The organism is Kitasatospora sp. A2-31 (assembly GCF_022288725.1).
Classification (GTDB): Bacteria; Actinomycetota; Actinomycetes; order Streptomycetales; family Streptomycetaceae; genus Kitasatospora.
Window position 1 is genome coordinate 30,386 of sequence record NZ_JAKNTA010000013.1, and the last position, 14,491, is coordinate 44,876.

A 14,491-nucleotide genomic window follows, 5' to 3' on the forward strand; every position below is an offset into this window, starting at 1 on the left:
GTGTACCCCGACCTCCTGCTCCCGCTGCTCGGCATCCTCGGCATCGCTTTGCTGACGCTGCTGCTGGTCGCGGCCCGGCAGCCGGTAGTCCGGCGCCTCGCGCTGCGCCAGGTCGCGCGGCGGCGTACCGAGGCCGCCCTGGTGATCGGCGGCTCCGTGCTCGGCACCGCGATCATCGTCGGCGCTCTCGTCGTCGGCGACACCCTGAACTTCTCGGTCCGGCAGGACGCGTACCGCACCCTCGGCCCGGTCGACGAACGCATCGTCAGCACCGACACCGGCGGCCACGACGTGGCCTCCCGCCTCCAGCCGCTCGCCGCCGATCCCGATGTCGACGGGGTGCTGACCGCCCAGGTCACCCAGGCGGCCGCCGTGAACAACCGCGGCGCCCGTCCGGTGGCCGAACCGCGGGTGCTGGCCTGGCAGCTGGACCTGGACGCGGCCGGTCGCTTCGGCACGGTCGGCGGCGACTCCGGGCTGCGCGGTCCGGTGCCCCCGCCCGGGCAGGTGGTGCTCAACGAACCGCTCGCCCACTCGCTGCGCGTCGGCGCCGGCCAGGTCATCACGGTGTACCTCTACGGCCACCCGGTCGACTACACCGTGGCGCGGGTCGTCCCGCAGCAGGGCCTCGCCGGCACCGGACTCGGCGGCCGGGTCAACCGCAACGTCTTCCTGCCGCCCGGCGCACTCGCCGCCGCCGGCGGCCAGGCGGCGTCCGTGACGATGGTGTCCAACCGCGGCGGCGTCGAGGGGGGCGAGAAGCTCACCGACCCCGTCACCGCGAAGATCCGCACCGCACTCGGCCCGGACAGTGCCCGTGCCGCCGTCGACACCCCGAAGCACACCGTGCTCCAGCAGGCCCGAGAGACCGGCGACGCACTCGGTGCGCTGTTCCTGATGATCGGCAGCTTCAGCATCATCGCCGGTGCGCTGCTGCTGGTGAACATCTTCGTGATGCTCGCCGAGGAGCGGAAGGCGCAGCTGGGCATGCTCCGCGCGGTCGGCCTCAAGCGCTCCCGGCTGGTCGGCTCCTTCTCCCTGGAGGGCGCGGTGTACGCGCTGGCCGGGGCACTGCCGGGAGTGGCGATCGGCCTCGGCGTCGGCTGGGGCGTGGCCGTGGTCGCAGCCCAGATCTTCAAGAGCTGGTCCGTGGACGGCAGCGGCCTGGACATCACCTTCGCGGCCACCCCCACCAGCCTGCTCAACGGCGCCGCACTCGGCCTGGCGATCGCCCTGGCGGCGATCGTCGCCACCAGCTTCCGGATCAGCCGCTTCAACATCATCGCCGCCATCCGCGACCTGCCCGCCGACACGGGACGCCGGACACGCCGCCGGCTGCTGATCGTCTGCACGGCGCTCAGCGTGCTGTGCGCGCTGGCCGCCGTCCCCGCGATCGCCCGCAGCCAGGCCGAGCAGACCTACCTGCTGCCCGCCCTCGCGGTCGCCCTCGCCGTGCCGGCCGCCCGCCGGGTGATGCCCCGCCGGGCGGCGGACAGCCTCGCGGCCGGATTCGTCCTGCTGTGGACGCTGGCGGCCAGCGTCGTGCGGCCCCGCGTGTTCGACTCCCCGTCGATGGCGGTGTACGTGATCCTCGGCAGCCTCGCCGCGTTCTCCGCCGTCGTCCTCGTCAGCGAGAACCAGCAGGCGCTGGTGCGCCCGGTGCGCCGCCTGATGGACCGGCCGACCCAGCAGGGGCTGGCCGCCCGGCTCGCCGCCGCCTACCCGCTGGCCAAGCGCTTCCGTACCGGCTCGACCCTGGTGATGTACACCCTCATCACCCTCGTCCTGGTTCTGCTCACCCAGATCTCCGGGATCATGAACGCCAGCGTCGACCGCGCCGTCGCCGACGCCACCGCCGGCTACACCCTGCGCCTCGACTACAACCCCCAGGCCGCCGGTGCCGACCCGCTCGCCGACCTCGGCTCCGCCGCCTACGCCGGGCAGGTCTCGGCCGTCACCCCGCTGCTCAATGCGCGCGGCCAGTCCACCGATCCCGGACACCGCACCACGAAGCCGCTGGAGACGGCCGTGGTCGGCGTCCCCGACGGCGCGGTCACCGCCATCACCTTCCGGGACCGGCTGCCCGGCCTGCCGGACGACCCGGCCGTCTGGACCGCGCTCGCCACGCACCCTGAGTACGTCGTCGTGGACAACTTCTTCGGCCACACCGGCGGCCCCGCCGGCAAGTACTACGCCCCCGGTGACACCCTGACCCTGACCGACCCGGCGAGCGGGCGGGCCGAGCAGAAGACCATCGCCGGTGTGCTGAACAGCGGCCTCGCCTTCTACCCCGCCACCGGCAGCAGCACCACCATCTACCCGCTGGTGGAGGGCTCGGCGAGCGTCACCGGGCAGTTCGGCCCGCAGGCCAGGACCGCGAGCGCCCTCGTCCGCACCGGCCAGGGCACCTCACCCGAGGAACTGGCCGGGCGCCTCCAGGGCTCCCACCTGTCGGCCAGCCTCGTCGCCACCCCGATCGCCTCCGACGTGCACCGCCTGTTCGCCGCCAACACCGCGTTCTTCCGCCTGATGCAGGGCTTCCTCGCCCTCGGCCTGGGGATCGGGATCACCGGGCTCGGCGTCGTCATGGTCCGCGCGGTGCGGGAGCGGCGGCGCACCATCGGCGTGCTGCGAGCGCTGGGCTGCCAGGCCCGTACGGTCGAGCGGTCGTTCCTGTGGGAGAGCGGGTTCGTCGCGCTCGAGGGCGTTCTGCTCGGCAGCCTGCTGGGTGTGCTCACCACCTGGCTGATGTATCTGAAGAGTTCGGCCTTCGCCGGCCTCGAAGGCGGCTTCCCGATCGAGTGGGGTCCCATCGCCACCCTGGCCGGGTGCACCCTGGCCGCCTCCCTCCTGGCCGCCCTCGGCCCCGCCCGCCACGCCGCCCGGATCAGGCCCGCACTCGCCGTCCGCATCCCGGACTGACCCGAGGATCCCGGACTGACCTGAGGGCCGGATGCGCTTCCGCCGCTCGTTTCGCGAGCCGGGCGACACGTGCACAGTTCGCGCACGAGCGGCCTTGGGTGCAGGCACGACGGTGCAGGCACGACGCCTGTACGCCGCCCGGGGTACGACTTCGACCGAAGCCGGTCACCGGGCCGCCGGTTCCTTGACGACCTCCTTGACGACTGTCTCCGTACCCGACAGGACGTGGCGGATGGCCCCGGGCGCCAGGACGAGTGCGCCGAACAGGACCCAGCCACCCGCCCCGCTGGCCGATTCGAGAGTGCGGCGCCCCGATGCGGCGGCGCGGCGCTCCTCGTCCGGCGTGCGCAGCATCTCCTTGGCGATACGCCCGGCACCGGCCATGGCGTGGCCGGCTCCGGCGAGCGCTATCGTGGTGACACCGATGGTGAACCAACCCACTCGACCGATCTCCTCCATCGTTCTCACTCCTCGAGACCTCCGGGAACACGCTTCACCCCTACCTCGATCCTCGGGCGCACCGCGCTCGACCACGAGGGCCGACGAGCCCGTCCCGCAGGGACCGATGGACCCAAGTCGCCCGTGAGCCGATCGACCGGACACTGCGCCGCCCGCAACCCCGAACCCCGGGCTGCCGCACGGCGCCGGTCGCAGGCACGGGCCCGGGCCTGTTGCGCTCCTGCAAGCGCTTCGAGGTCGGATTTCGACGGTCCCCGGCCGCTCCCCTGCCCCCTCGGATCTCCGGGGAGGTTTCGAGCCTGCCCTTCTTCGCCGCGTCCTGGAGTGGGCGGTAGTCGTCCTCGCTCCAGGAACGGCTTCATCGCGACGATGGCGGCGATCGGAATGCAGTAGCGGTGCGACAGGTACGGCCCGAAGGCGAGGGCGACCGCGCCTCGATTCTCGCGAACGGCGGACCGTCGCACGTCGGGCGGCCGTGCCCGGAGGTGGCGCCGGTGCCGCTGCGGGCGGTCAGGCGGTGGCGGCTCGTTCGAGCAGGTCGAGGGCGCTCAGCAGGGTGCGGGGCCCAGCGGTGCCCTCCGGATGGTCGGAGCGGCGCCAGCCGGGGCCGGTGGCCAGGACGAGTGCGTGGTTGCGGGAGCCGCGTGCGCCCCAGGCGGTGCGGACGACCTGTCGGACCAGCTCGGGGTCGGTGGTGTGCGGGCTCTGGGCCCAGAGCATCACGGCGCCGGGGCCGGTGCGGCGGACGGCGTCCAGCAGGGCGCGGGGCGGGACGGCCGCGCCGAGCATCCGGAACGGCAGGGCACGCTCGGTCAGCCCGGCGGCGACGGCGTCCAGCGGGAGCGTGTGCTGCTCGTTCGGCATCGCGGCGAGCAGGACGGGCGGGACGGCCCGCAGAGCGCTGGGGCGGACGGCGGCGGTCCGCAGAGCGGTGGCGACGTGCCAGGAGAGCAGGTGCTCGACCTCGACGTACTGCTCGCCGTCCGAGGCCCACTTGCGGCCGACCGCGCGGAGCGCGGGCAGCATCACCTCCGTCCAGGCGTCGACGGCGCCCAGGCCGGTGACGGCCTCCTGGAGGATCCGGCCGACCTCGGGGGCATCCAGCCGGACGGCGGCCCGGGCCAGTCCCCGGCACTCGGGGCGGACGGAGCCGACGTGCAGGGCGCGGCTGCCGCCCGGGCCCGGGGCACGGGGGCCGGGGGCGAGGGCATCGGTCCCGGCGGCGGGCGCGGGCGGGACGGGCGGGGCGGGCGGGGCGGGCGGGCGGTCGCCGGCGGCGAGTACCGTCCGGGCCGCCTCCGCCGGCGGCACGCCACGTGCGGTGAGACGGCACATGGCCTCCAGGGCGGCGATGTCGGACGGGCTCCACCGCCGGTGGTGGCCGTGCCGGCGATCGGCGGGGCCGATGCCGTAGCGCCGCTCCCAGGAGCGGACGGTGGTGGGGGAGACCCCGAGATGCCGGGCGACGGCTCCGGTGGGCATGCCCGCGCCCTCGGGGTGGTCGTTCGTCTGCGCCGTCGCGGCCGCGCGAGCCGGCGACTCGCCGGCCTGGGCCGTTCGGGCGGCGTCGTGTCCGCTCACGGGTGCCTCCGCTGCCACCGGTGCCTCCATCACGCAGTCCGTGCCGTCGCCGTCGCCGTCGCCGTCGCTGCCGGTTCGCGGTCATCGAGCGCGGCGCGCAGCCGGTGGAGCCCGTCGCGCATCCGGGTCTTCACGGTACCGAGCGGGAGATCCAGGTGCTGGGCGATCTCGCGTTGCGAGTAGCCGCCGTAGTACGCCAGGACCAGCGACTCGCGCTGGGCGCGGGTGAGCTGGGCGAGCGCGCGGCGGACGCGTTGGCCGTCGAGCAGCCGCTCGGCCTGGTCGGCCACGGATTCGCCGACGGTCGGCTCGCGCAGGGCCACCCGGGCCTCGCGGTCGCCGGCCGCCTGGGTCGACCTGACCCGGTCCACGGCGCGGCGGTGGGCCATGGTGAGCACCCAGGCGAGCACCGTGCCCCGGTCGGGCCGGTACGCGGCGGCGGTACGCCAGACCTCCAGCAGCACCTCCTGGGTCACCTCCTCCGCGTGCGAGGGGCTGCGCAGGGTCCGCAGCGCGATGCCGTACACGGGCGGGGCGAGCATGCCGTACAGCGCGGCGAACGCGTCCTGGTCGCCACGCGCCACCGAGGCCATCAGCTCAGCCTGGTCGGCCTGACCGGGCCGGTCGGCCGGGACGGTCGCGGGTGCCCGGCCGCCGGCCTGGACGGCGACCGGGACTTCGGGGGTCCGGACGGGTCGTACGCGGGTGCTCGTAGTCACGCGGCCACCGTGCAGCGTTTCCGCCGCCCCGGACGACTCGCATCCATTGTGCATCGTTTTGCCCGGCCGGCCGCCGGCCGCAGGGCGTCCCCAGGAGCGCCCCGGGAACCTTCACGAGCCTCCACGAGCATGCCCGCCGTGCCCTCGCGAGCGCCCCGTTCCCAGCGCACGCAGGGGGTGCAATCCGGTGCACGGGCGGGCTCCGAAACGGGGTCAGGCGCCCGTGGCCGGGCGCGCCGCACCGAGCCCGAGGGGATCACCCCGTGACCGTCGCCGTCGCGCTGTTCACCCAGGACCTGAGACTGCACGACAATCCGGTCCTGCACGCCGCCCACCGGGCGGCCGACCAGGTCGTGCCGCTGTTCGTCCTGGACCCCGACGTGGCGGCGGTCGGGTTCGCCGCCCCCAACCGGCAGGCGTTCCTGGCCGACTGCCTGGCCGACCTGGACGCCTCGCTGCGCCGGATCGGCTCCCGGCTGGTTCTGCGCCGCGGCGACCCCGCGGAAGAGGCGGCCAGGGTCGCCACCGAGGTGGGGGCCGGCAGCGTGCACGTGGCGGCGGGCGTCAGTGCGTTCGCCCGGCGCCGCGAGGCCCGGCTGCGGACGCTGCTGGGGGGCCGGCTGCACGTCCACGACGCGGTGCTGACCGTGCTGCCGCCGGGACAGGTCACCCCGGCCGGGCGCGACCACTACGCGGTCTTCACCCCCTACCACCGGGCCTGGGCGCTGGCCCCGCACCGCTCGGTCCACGGGGCGCCGCGGCGGCTCGTGACCCCGGACGACATCGGCAGCGCCGAGCTGCCCACCGCCCGTCCGCACTCGCCCGCCCTGCCGCCCGGCGGTGAGACCGCCGCCCGCGAGCAGTGGCGGCGCTGGGACGTCGACTGCTACGCCGACCTGCACGACGACCTCGCCGCCGACGGCACCTCCCGGCTCTCCCCGTACCTGCACTTCGGCTGCCTGTCGGCCGCCGAACTGGCCGCGCGGGCGATCGGGCACGGCGGCGCGGGCGCCGAGGCCTTCGTCCGGCAGCTGGCCTGGCGGGACTTCCACCACCAGCTGCTGGCCGCCCGCCCGGCGGTCGCCCGCCACGACTACCGCACCCGCGAGGGCTCCTGGCACCGGGACGAGCGCGAGGCGGACGCCTGGCGCGAGGGCCGCACCGGCTACCCGATCGTGGACGCGGGGATGCGCCAGCTCGAGCACGAGGGCTGGATGCACAACCGGGCCCGGCTGCTCACCGCGAGCTTCCTCACCAAGACGCTCCACCACGACTGGCGGGAGGGCGCCGCGCACTTCCTGCGGCTGCTGGTCGACGGCGACCTGGCGAACAACCAGCTGAACTGGCAGTGGGTGGCGGGCACCGGCACCGACACCCGGCCCAACCGGGTGCTCAACCCGCTCCGGCAGGCCGACCGGTACGACCCGGACGGCGCGTACGTCCGCCGCTGGGTGCCCGAACTCGCCCACCTCCCCGGCCCGTCGATCCACCGTCCGTGGCTGCTCGTCCCCGGCTACCCGGCGCCGCTGGTGGCGCCGGAGGAACTGTCGGCCAGACTCCGTACCGCCCGAGCCCTCGGCTGACCGGGAGGAAGCCATGCCCGCACCGCTCACCTGCCTGGTCACCGGCGCCACCGGCTACATCGGCGGCCGCCTGGTGCCCGAACTCCTCGCCGCCGGCCACCGGGTGCGCTGCCTGGCCCGTGACCCGGGACGGCTGCGCGACCAGCCCTGGCGGGCCCGGGTGGAGACCGCGCAGGGGGACGTCACTCGGCCCGGGACGCTCACCGAGGCGCTGCGGGGGGCCGACGTCGCCTACTACCTGGTGCACTCGCTCGGGACCGGGCCGGACTTCGAGGCCACCGACCGGCAGGCCGCCCGGGACTTCGGCGCCGCCGCCCGGGCCGCCGGAGTGCGCCGGATCGTCTACCTCGGCGGGCTCGTCCCGCGCGGCGTCCCGGCCGCCCGGCTCTCGCCGCACCTGCGCTCGCGCGCCGAGGTCGGTCGGGAGCTGCGCGACAGCGGCGTGCCCACCGCCGAACTCCGGGCGGCGGTGATCATCGGCTCCGGGTCGGCTTCCTTCGAGATGCTCCGCTACCTCACCGAACGGCTGCCCGTGATGGTCACCCCGCGCTGGGTGAACACCCGCATCCAGCCGATCGCGGTCCGGGACGTGCTGCGCCACCTGGTCGCCGCCGCCGACCTGCCGCCCGAGGTCAGCCGCAGCTTCGACGTCGGCGGCCCCGACGTGCTGACGTACCGGCAGATGATGCAGGGCTACGCGAAGGTGGCCGGGCTGCCGCCGCGCCTGATCCTGCCCACGCCCGTCCTCACGCCCTGGCTCTCCGGCCACTGGATCGGGCTGGTCACCCCGGTGCCGAACTCCATCGCCCGGCCGTTGGTCGAATCCCTGCGCCACGAGGTGGTCTGCACCGAGCACGACATCGCCAAGTGGTCGCCCGACCCGCCGGACGGCCCGATCGGCTTCCACCGGGCCGTCGCCCTCGCCCTGCGCCGGATCCGCGACGCCGAGGTCTCCACCCACTGGTCCTCGGCCAGCCTCCCCGGCGCCCCCAGCGACCCGCTGCCCACCGACCCCGAGTGGGCCGGTGGAAGCCTCTACCAGGACGTGCAGGAACGCGAGGTGCCCACCGCACCGGAAGACGTGTGGCGGGTCGTCGAAGGCATCGGCGGTGACAACGGCTGGTACTCCTTCCCGCTCGCCTGGGCGATCCGCGGCCGGCTCGACCGCCTGGTCGGCGGCATCGGACTGCGGCGCGGTCGCCGCGACCCCGCCCGGCTGCGGGTCGGCGACTCGCTCGACTTCTGGCGGGTCGAGGAGATCGAACCCGGCCGGCTGCTGCGGCTGCGCGCCGAGATGCGCCTGCCCGGCCTCGCCTGGCTGGAGCTGACGGTGGCCCCGGACGGCAACGGCGGCACCCGCTACCGCCAGCGAGCCCTGTTCCACCCGCGCGGACTGGCCGGACACGCCTACTGGTGGTCGGTCGCCCCCTTCCACTCGGTGGTCTTCGGCGACATGGCCCGCAACATCACCGGCCGGGCCCGCACCACCCGCGGACCGGGCGGCCGCCCTCCCGGCCGGGCCGCCACCGCCGACGGACGGAGTCACCGAGGATGAACCGCTCCCTGCTCAGGGCCGTGGGCGCCGCGACCGCCGTGTACGGCGTCGCCGTCGCCGCCCGGCCCGCCGTCCTGGCCCGGCCGTCCGGGCTCACCGGCGCCGACGGCACGGTCCCCCGGTCCGTCGAGACCTGCCTGCGGCCGCTCGGCCTGCGCGACGCGGCCTGCGGCCTGGCGATGGCGTGCGCGCCCGACGACCGCAGCCTGCGAACCGCGACCCTGCTGCGGATCGCCGCCGACTTCGGCGACGCCGCGCTGCTCACCGGCACCCTGCCGGGGCGCCGGCACCGGGCGATGGCGCTGGCCGTGTCGGTCGGCTGGGGCCTGCTCTCGGTCGCCGGACTGGCCGCCGGTGCCGGTCGCGGCGGGGGCCCGGCCCCGGCGGCACGGCGGAAGACCCGGGGCGCGGGCCGACGCCCGTCCGACGGGCCGCCCGCGCCGCGGACGGAGCTCCGCGCCGGCGGACGCTGACCTCCAGCCGCACCGAGCTCGACGAAGGCCGCTCCTGGACCAGGAGCGGCCTTCGGGCGTCCCGCCCGCGGGCGGGGAACGGCCGGACTCAGCCGAACGACAGCAGGACCACCGGTGCGCCGGTCGGACGGGCCGAGCCGCCGGACGGCTCCACGGTCACGCCCACCCCGCTCGCCCCGTTCAACGGCCCGCTCAGCAGCAGGGCACCACTCGCGTCGGACATCAGCCCGGCGGGCCGCATGGTGCCGCCGTCGTCGAACCACAGCTCGTATGTGGTGCCCTGCGCCAGGGCGGGCATCCCGGACGCCAGGAATCCGGCGGTGTCCTGGTCGTGCGACCAGAGCACGGTGGCGACCCCCGGGCCGCCGGCCACCTTGGCGGTCGTGCTCCGCACGTCGGGGGCGGTCAGCAGGTCGGTGATCCGCGCCTGCTGCCGTTGGATCGCGGCGGCACGGTCCCCGGCCCGGTCCGCCCGGTCGTGCTCACGGACGGCCACTGCCCCGGCTGCGGCGGCGAGCGCCAGGCAGGCGGCCAGCGCGTACCGCGGCCACGACCGGCGAAGCCGCCCGCGCAGCGTGCGGGGGGCGGACGGCGGACTGCTGGGCGGGTCCTGCCGGACGGTGTCCAGGGCCGCCATCACCCGGGCCTTGAGCTCCCCGGGGACCGGGACGGCCTGCGCGGCACCCAGCCGGGCGAGGGTGGCCGTGAACTCGGCGACCTCCTGCGCACAGGCGGGGCAGCGGGCCAGGTGGCGTTCGAACTCCTCCCGCTCGGCGGTGTCCAGTGCGTGCGCGGCGTACGCGCCGGTCAGGGTGTGCAGGTCGGCGGTGCTCATGCGGTCACCCCCAGGCAGTCGCGCAGCCGGATCAGGCCGTCCCGGATCCTCGTCTTGACGGTGCCCAGCGGAACGCCGAGGAGGTCGGCGACTTGCGGGTAGGTGCAGCCCCGGAAGTAGGCCAGGGTCACCGACTCGCGCTGGAGTTCGGTGAGGCCCCTGAGACAGCGCCTGACCTGCTCGCGCTCCAGGCGGCCCTCGACCTGCTCGGCGACCTCGTCGTAGGCCGGGCCGTGCGAGGCCGCCGCGATGCGCTGCTCCCGGTCGGCGGCCGCCTGGACCGCGCGGACCCGGTCCACGGCGCGGCGGTGCGCGATGGTCAGGACCCAGGCGAGCACCTCGCCGCGGTCCGGCCGGTACTGGGCGGCCTTGCGCCACACCTCCAGCAGGACCTCCTGCGCGACCTCCTCCGACTGCGCCGGATCGCGCAGCACCCGCCGCACCAGCCCGAGCACCGGCCCGGCCACGGCGTCGTACACGCCGCCGAAGGCCTGCTGATCGCCGAGGGCGACCCGGCCGACGAGCTCCTTGAGGTCGGGCCCGGGCCGCCCCGGAGCCGGCAGGTGGACCACGGCGCTCACCGCGGCACCTCCTCGGCCCGGGGGCCGGCGAACCGGACCGATGGCGCGACGAGCAGCATGGGGGACCCTCCCAAGCGTGGCGGTCGGTGGATCCGCCGCGACGGACGAAGCAGTGTGACACCCCCCCTTCGAAGCCGCGCGCGCGACGGATTGGTCCGCAACCAGCGCAGCGCACGCGCCGCCGCCGGACCGGCCGACCGGCCCGCCGGAAGTCCTCGCCACCGCGCAGGCCCGCGGGCCGTCGGCCTGCTGGACCGCCGTCGCCGCCCGGCCCGAGCCGCGGTGGAACGGGAACGGGGCGACGCTAGGCGGCCGCGAGGTCGGCCAGCACCTCGCGGGCAGCGCGGGCGCCCGAGGCCAGGGCGCCCTGGACGGAGCCGGTCGCGCGGTGGTCGCCGCAGACGTACCGGCCGGGCGCCCAGCGGGTGCTGCGGCTGAGCGGGTGCGGGGCCGCCATGCCCGGCAGCGCCCCGGGGATCGGGTACGCGGCGAGCGGCCGCCAGGCGGAGGTGTCGCACCCGTACAGCTCGGCGAGCCGGGCCCGGACCCCACCCTCGTCGGCGTCCGTGCCCAGGACCGAGGTCGACACCAGGGAGAGCCCGGGCGGCGCGCAGCCCGGCACCACCTCGGACAGGACCACCGAGTTGAGGATCCGCCGGTCCGAGTCGACCAGCAGCATCGGCTCGGCCAGCGGACTGCGTTCGGCCGCGTGGTAGAAGGTCGTCACCGAGCGGAGCACCGGCACCGGGAGGCCCGGCAGGAGCGTCGCGGCCGTGCCCGGGTCGGTGGCGACGACCACGCTGCGCGCCGCGACCTCCCGGCCGTCCGCCAACCGCACGCCCTGCTCGCCGAGGCCCGCGACCCGCGCCCCCAGCTCCAGCGCGCCCGGCGGCAGCCGGTCGGCCAGCGCGGCCGGCACGGCGCCGATCCCCGCCTCGGGCAGGGCGAGCGTGCCGCGCATCATGCTCCGCCAGTAGAGGTGGAAGACCCGGCTGGAGGTGGTCAGCCCGTCCTCCAGGAAGACCCCGGCCAGGAAGGGCCGCACCACCTGGTCGACCGCCGGCCGGGACACCCCCGCACCGCGCAGGGCGACCGCCGTCGACACGTCCCGGCCGCCGCGCAGCACGGACGCGGGCACCAGCCGGTCGCGCGCCCCCAGCAGGCCGAGCGCGACCACGTCCCGGAGCGGCAGCATCCGGCCGGGCAGCAGGTCGGCGGCCAGGTCCGGACGTCGCAGCGGGTCGGCGAACCGGTACCGGCCGCGCGAGCCGGCCAGGAGGAAGCCCGGAGTGAAGCGGTGCAAGCGCAGCGCCCGCAGGTCCAACCGGCGCCGGACCTGCGGGTAGCCGGTGTTGAACACCTGGAACCCGCGGTCCAGCCGGAACCCGTCCACGCGGTCGGTGCGCATCCGCCCGCCGACCCCGTCCGACGCCTCCAGCAGCCGAACCCGCCGCCCGGCCGCCGCGAGGTCCAGCGCGCACGCCAGACCCGCCACGCCCGCACCGACCACGACGACGTCCACCGCACCGTCCGCGCCCATCACGCCTCCTCGGCCACCGTGTCCCGCCCGGCCGGTCCCGCCGGGCTCGACCTGTTCGGAGCCACCCGGTCCTCCGGATCCCGCTCCGGTGGCGCCGGGTGGGAGCCCTCCGGATCCCGGTACGGGTGGCGTGCGGTACGTGCGGTAGGTTCTCCGGCGCCATCCGGCCTCCCGGGTCCGGCCCCGGCCCGATGGCTCCCGCCACGTCCGGTCCCGGTACCGAGCCGACGGGGCCGGGCGTCCGGCCGCTTGCGCCGCGCGGGTGCCGCCTGTTCGGCGGTCACAGCCGTACGCCGAGGGCGGCCGCCGCCTCCGCCGTCGCGCGCGTCGGCGCGGTGCGCAGCAGCTCGCCGACCAGGGGATGGGTGCGGACCACCTGGGAGCCCACCCGGTCCGCGGCCAGGAGCTCGGCGGCGGCGCCCGCCGCATCGCCCGCCCGGGCCAGGGCGCGCGCCCGGTCGATGCCGTGCCGGGCCCGGCGATCCGCGGGCAGCGGGCGCAGGTCCACCCCGTCGATCCGGCCCAGCGCCCCGAGGTCCTCGCCGAGTTCGAGCGCGGCATGGACGGCGTGGACCGCCCATTCGGCCTCGCCGAAGCCGGTCGACCCGGCCGTCGACGGGTCGGTGTGTGCGACGGCTGCCGCGGCCTCCGCCAGGTGCGCCGAGCACTCCGCCTGCCGGCCGCGCTGACCCTCCAGGACGGCCGAGACCAGGTGCAGGGTGCCCCACACCGCCCACGCGTGCCGGTCCGCCCGCCCGAGCAGCCGGTCCGTCGCCGCCAGCCCCGCCTCCAGCAGCACGGCGGCCTCGTCCGTCGCGCCCGAGCTCAGGGCCACTTCCGCCTGCAGCCAGCGGGTGGACGCCACCAGCGCCGGATCCCCGGCCGCCAGCGCGCTGCGCCGGGCTTCGGCCGCCGCCAGCGCCGCCAGGTCGCACGCCCCCAGCCGCTTCGCCAGCAGGGCCGCCTCGTGCAGGGCCTCCGTGAGCAGCCGCGCGGGCTCCGGGCCGGCGCCGTCCTGCTCCGCTCGCGCACCGCCCGGCCGCGGACCGCCCGGACGCAGGCCTTCGGTGCCCCGGTCGCTCCCGTCCCGGCCCTCGTCGGGCAGGCTCTGCAGTCCGTCCGTGGCCCGATCGGCGCCGGGCGGGCTCCGCAGGTCGTCCAGCAGGGCGGGGAGTCCCAGCGCCAGGTCCGTCCAGCGCGCGTCGCGCCGCAGGCCGTTCATCGCCGTCAGGCGGCGGCGGAGCCGGTCGACCCTCTCGGGGGCCGCCTCCACCGCGGCGGGCGACTCGAGCCGCAGCACCGCCCTGCGCAGCGCCGGCAACGCGCGGTGGACGGCGCCCGCCCCGGCGTCCTCGCGTCCGCACGGCACGCCCAGCAGATCCCCGGGCAACACGCCCAGTGCCTCGGCGAGCGCGCCGACCATCGCGTACCGGTCGATCCGCTGCCGGCCGGCCTCGAGGGTCCTCAGCCACTCCGGGTTGCGCCCGACCGCGTCCGCGACCTGTGCCCGGGACAGGCCGAACGTCTCGCGCAGGCGTCCCACGCGCTGCCCCACCGACAGCCCCGCACCTCTCGGTTCCGCACCCATCGCCACCTCGCGTCGTCCCGGTCCGGTGTGACCCACGCTAGCTACTAGGGCCTCTCTGTCGGACCTTGCCCGGCCGGCGCGACCCGCCGACCGGCAGGGCAGGCGCCCGGACCTGCCGGACCCGATCCGGGCCGACCGCCATCCGATCGGCCCGGGACTACGAATGGGGGAGGCAAGAGGAGGCCGGGCCACATCCGAGAGGAACACCACGATGGTCACCGTCGAGCGGAGCATCACCGTCGACCGACCCACCGCCGACGTGCTCGCCTACCTGGCGGACTTCGCCAACGCGGCGGAGTGGGACCCGGGTACCGAGAGCTGCACCCGGATCGACAGCGGTCCGGTCGCGCCGGGCGCGACCTGGCTCAACGTCTCCCGCTTTCGTGGCCGGCGAACCAGGCTCACCTACACCCTGGAGAGCTACCGGCCGGACCGGCTGCTCTTCGTCGGCCGCAACCGCACGGTCACCGCGACCGACGACATGACGCTGCGCCCGGTGGACGGCGGGACGCTGCTGGTCTACCGCGCCCGGCTGCGGTTCCACGGCCTCGCCCGGCTCGCCGCGCCGTTCCTGCGGCCCGCCTTCGACCGGCTGGCCGACCAGGTCGCGGAGCGACTGCCGGCGGTTCTGGAAGCCAGGGAACGGAGGTGACCG

Annotated in this window: 12 protein-coding genes; 5 read left to right on the top strand and 7 right to left on the bottom strand. The window is 76.3% G+C overall.

Annotated features, from left to right (window positions below):
• On the top strand, window positions 1-2,922 hold the full coding sequence (locus tag MCM47_RS29820; RefSeq protein ID WP_238864791.1) for an FtsX-like permease family protein: 2,922 nt from the start codon (window positions 1-3) through the stop codon (window positions 2,920-2,922).
• A 165-nt stretch (window positions 2,923-3,087) separates the two neighbouring features.
• On the opposite strand, the gene MCM47_RS29825 is transcribed toward MCM47_RS29820, so the two are convergent.
• The 3 genes from MCM47_RS29825 to sigK all read right to left on the bottom strand — a co-directional run bounded on the left by MCM47_RS29825 (window position 3,088) and on the right by sigK (window position 5,555).
• On the bottom strand, window positions 3,088-3,381 hold the full coding sequence (locus tag MCM47_RS29825) for a hypothetical protein (RefSeq protein ID WP_238864792.1): 294 nt from the start codon (window positions 3,379-3,381) through the stop codon (window positions 3,088-3,090).
• Between the two features lie 510 nt (window positions 3,382-3,891).
• Entirely contained in the window at window positions 3,892-4,863 is a 972-nt protein-coding gene (locus MCM47_RS29830; protein WP_238865066.1) for a MerR family transcriptional regulator, read from the bottom strand.
• Window positions 4,864-4,991: 128 nt separating this feature from the next.
• A complete protein-coding gene (gene sigK / locus MCM47_RS29835) occupies window positions 4,992-5,555 on the bottom strand; it encodes an ECF RNA polymerase sigma factor SigK (protein ID WP_238865069.1) in 564 nt (187 codons plus the stop codon).
• A 389-nt stretch (window positions 5,556-5,944) separates the two neighbouring features.
• On the opposite strand from sigK, the gene MCM47_RS29840 reads away from it, so the two are divergent.
• The 3 genes from MCM47_RS29840 to MCM47_RS29850 are packed head-to-tail and all read left to right on the top strand — an operon-like array spanning window position 5,945 to window position 9,292.
• On the top strand, window positions 5,945-7,264 hold the full coding sequence (locus MCM47_RS29840; RefSeq protein ID WP_238864793.1) for a deoxyribodipyrimidine photo-lyase: 1,320 nt from the start codon (window positions 5,945-5,947) through the stop codon (window positions 7,262-7,264).
• A 13-nt stretch (window positions 7,265-7,277) separates the two neighbouring features.
• The gene (locus MCM47_RS29845) at window positions 7,278-8,819 is read left to right on the top strand and encodes an SDR family oxidoreductase (RefSeq protein WP_238864794.1); all 1,542 of its coding nucleotides are present in this window, start codon (window positions 7,278-7,280) and stop codon (window positions 8,817-8,819) included.
• Window positions 8,816-9,292, top strand: coding sequence for a hypothetical protein (locus MCM47_RS29850; RefSeq protein ID WP_238864795.1), 477 nt, complete (start codon window positions 8,816-8,818; stop codon window positions 9,290-9,292). Before MCM47_RS29845 ends, MCM47_RS29850 begins: the two co-directional genes overlap by 4 nt.
• An 88-nt stretch (window positions 9,293-9,380) precedes the next feature.
• On the opposite strand, the gene MCM47_RS29855 is transcribed toward MCM47_RS29850, so the two are convergent.
• The 4 genes from MCM47_RS29855 to MCM47_RS29870 all read right to left on the bottom strand — a co-directional run bounded on the left by MCM47_RS29855 (window position 9,381) and on the right by MCM47_RS29870 (window position 13,803).
• On the bottom strand, window positions 9,381-10,127 hold the full coding sequence (locus MCM47_RS29855) for an anti-sigma factor domain-containing protein (RefSeq protein ID WP_238864796.1): 747 nt from the start codon (window positions 10,125-10,127) through the stop codon (window positions 9,381-9,383).
• Window positions 10,124-10,708, bottom strand: a complete 585-nt coding sequence (locus MCM47_RS29860; protein WP_238864797.1) for a sigma-70 family RNA polymerase sigma factor — start codon at window positions 10,706-10,708, stop codon at window positions 10,124-10,126. The genes MCM47_RS29855 and MCM47_RS29860 overlap by 4 nt, the downstream gene beginning before the upstream one ends.
• Window positions 10,709-11,012: 304 nt before the next feature.
• Entirely contained in the window at window positions 11,013-12,248 is a 1,236-nt protein-coding gene (locus MCM47_RS29865) for an NAD(P)/FAD-dependent oxidoreductase (protein ID WP_238864798.1), read from the bottom strand.
• Between the two features lie 280 nt (window positions 12,249-12,528).
• Window positions 12,529-13,803, bottom strand: coding sequence for a helix-turn-helix domain-containing protein (locus MCM47_RS29870; protein ID WP_238864799.1), 1,275 nt, complete (start codon window positions 13,801-13,803; stop codon window positions 12,529-12,531).
• A 244-nt stretch (window positions 13,804-14,047) separates the two neighbouring features.
• On the opposite strand from MCM47_RS29870, the gene MCM47_RS29875 reads away from it, so the two are divergent.
• Window positions 14,048-14,488 carry an SRPBCC family protein gene (locus MCM47_RS29875; protein WP_238864800.1) on the top strand — a complete coding sequence of 147 codons (441 nt, stop codon included), beginning with the start codon at window positions 14,048-14,050 and terminating at the stop codon, window positions 14,486-14,488.
• Window positions 14,489-14,491 lie beyond the last annotated feature (3 nt).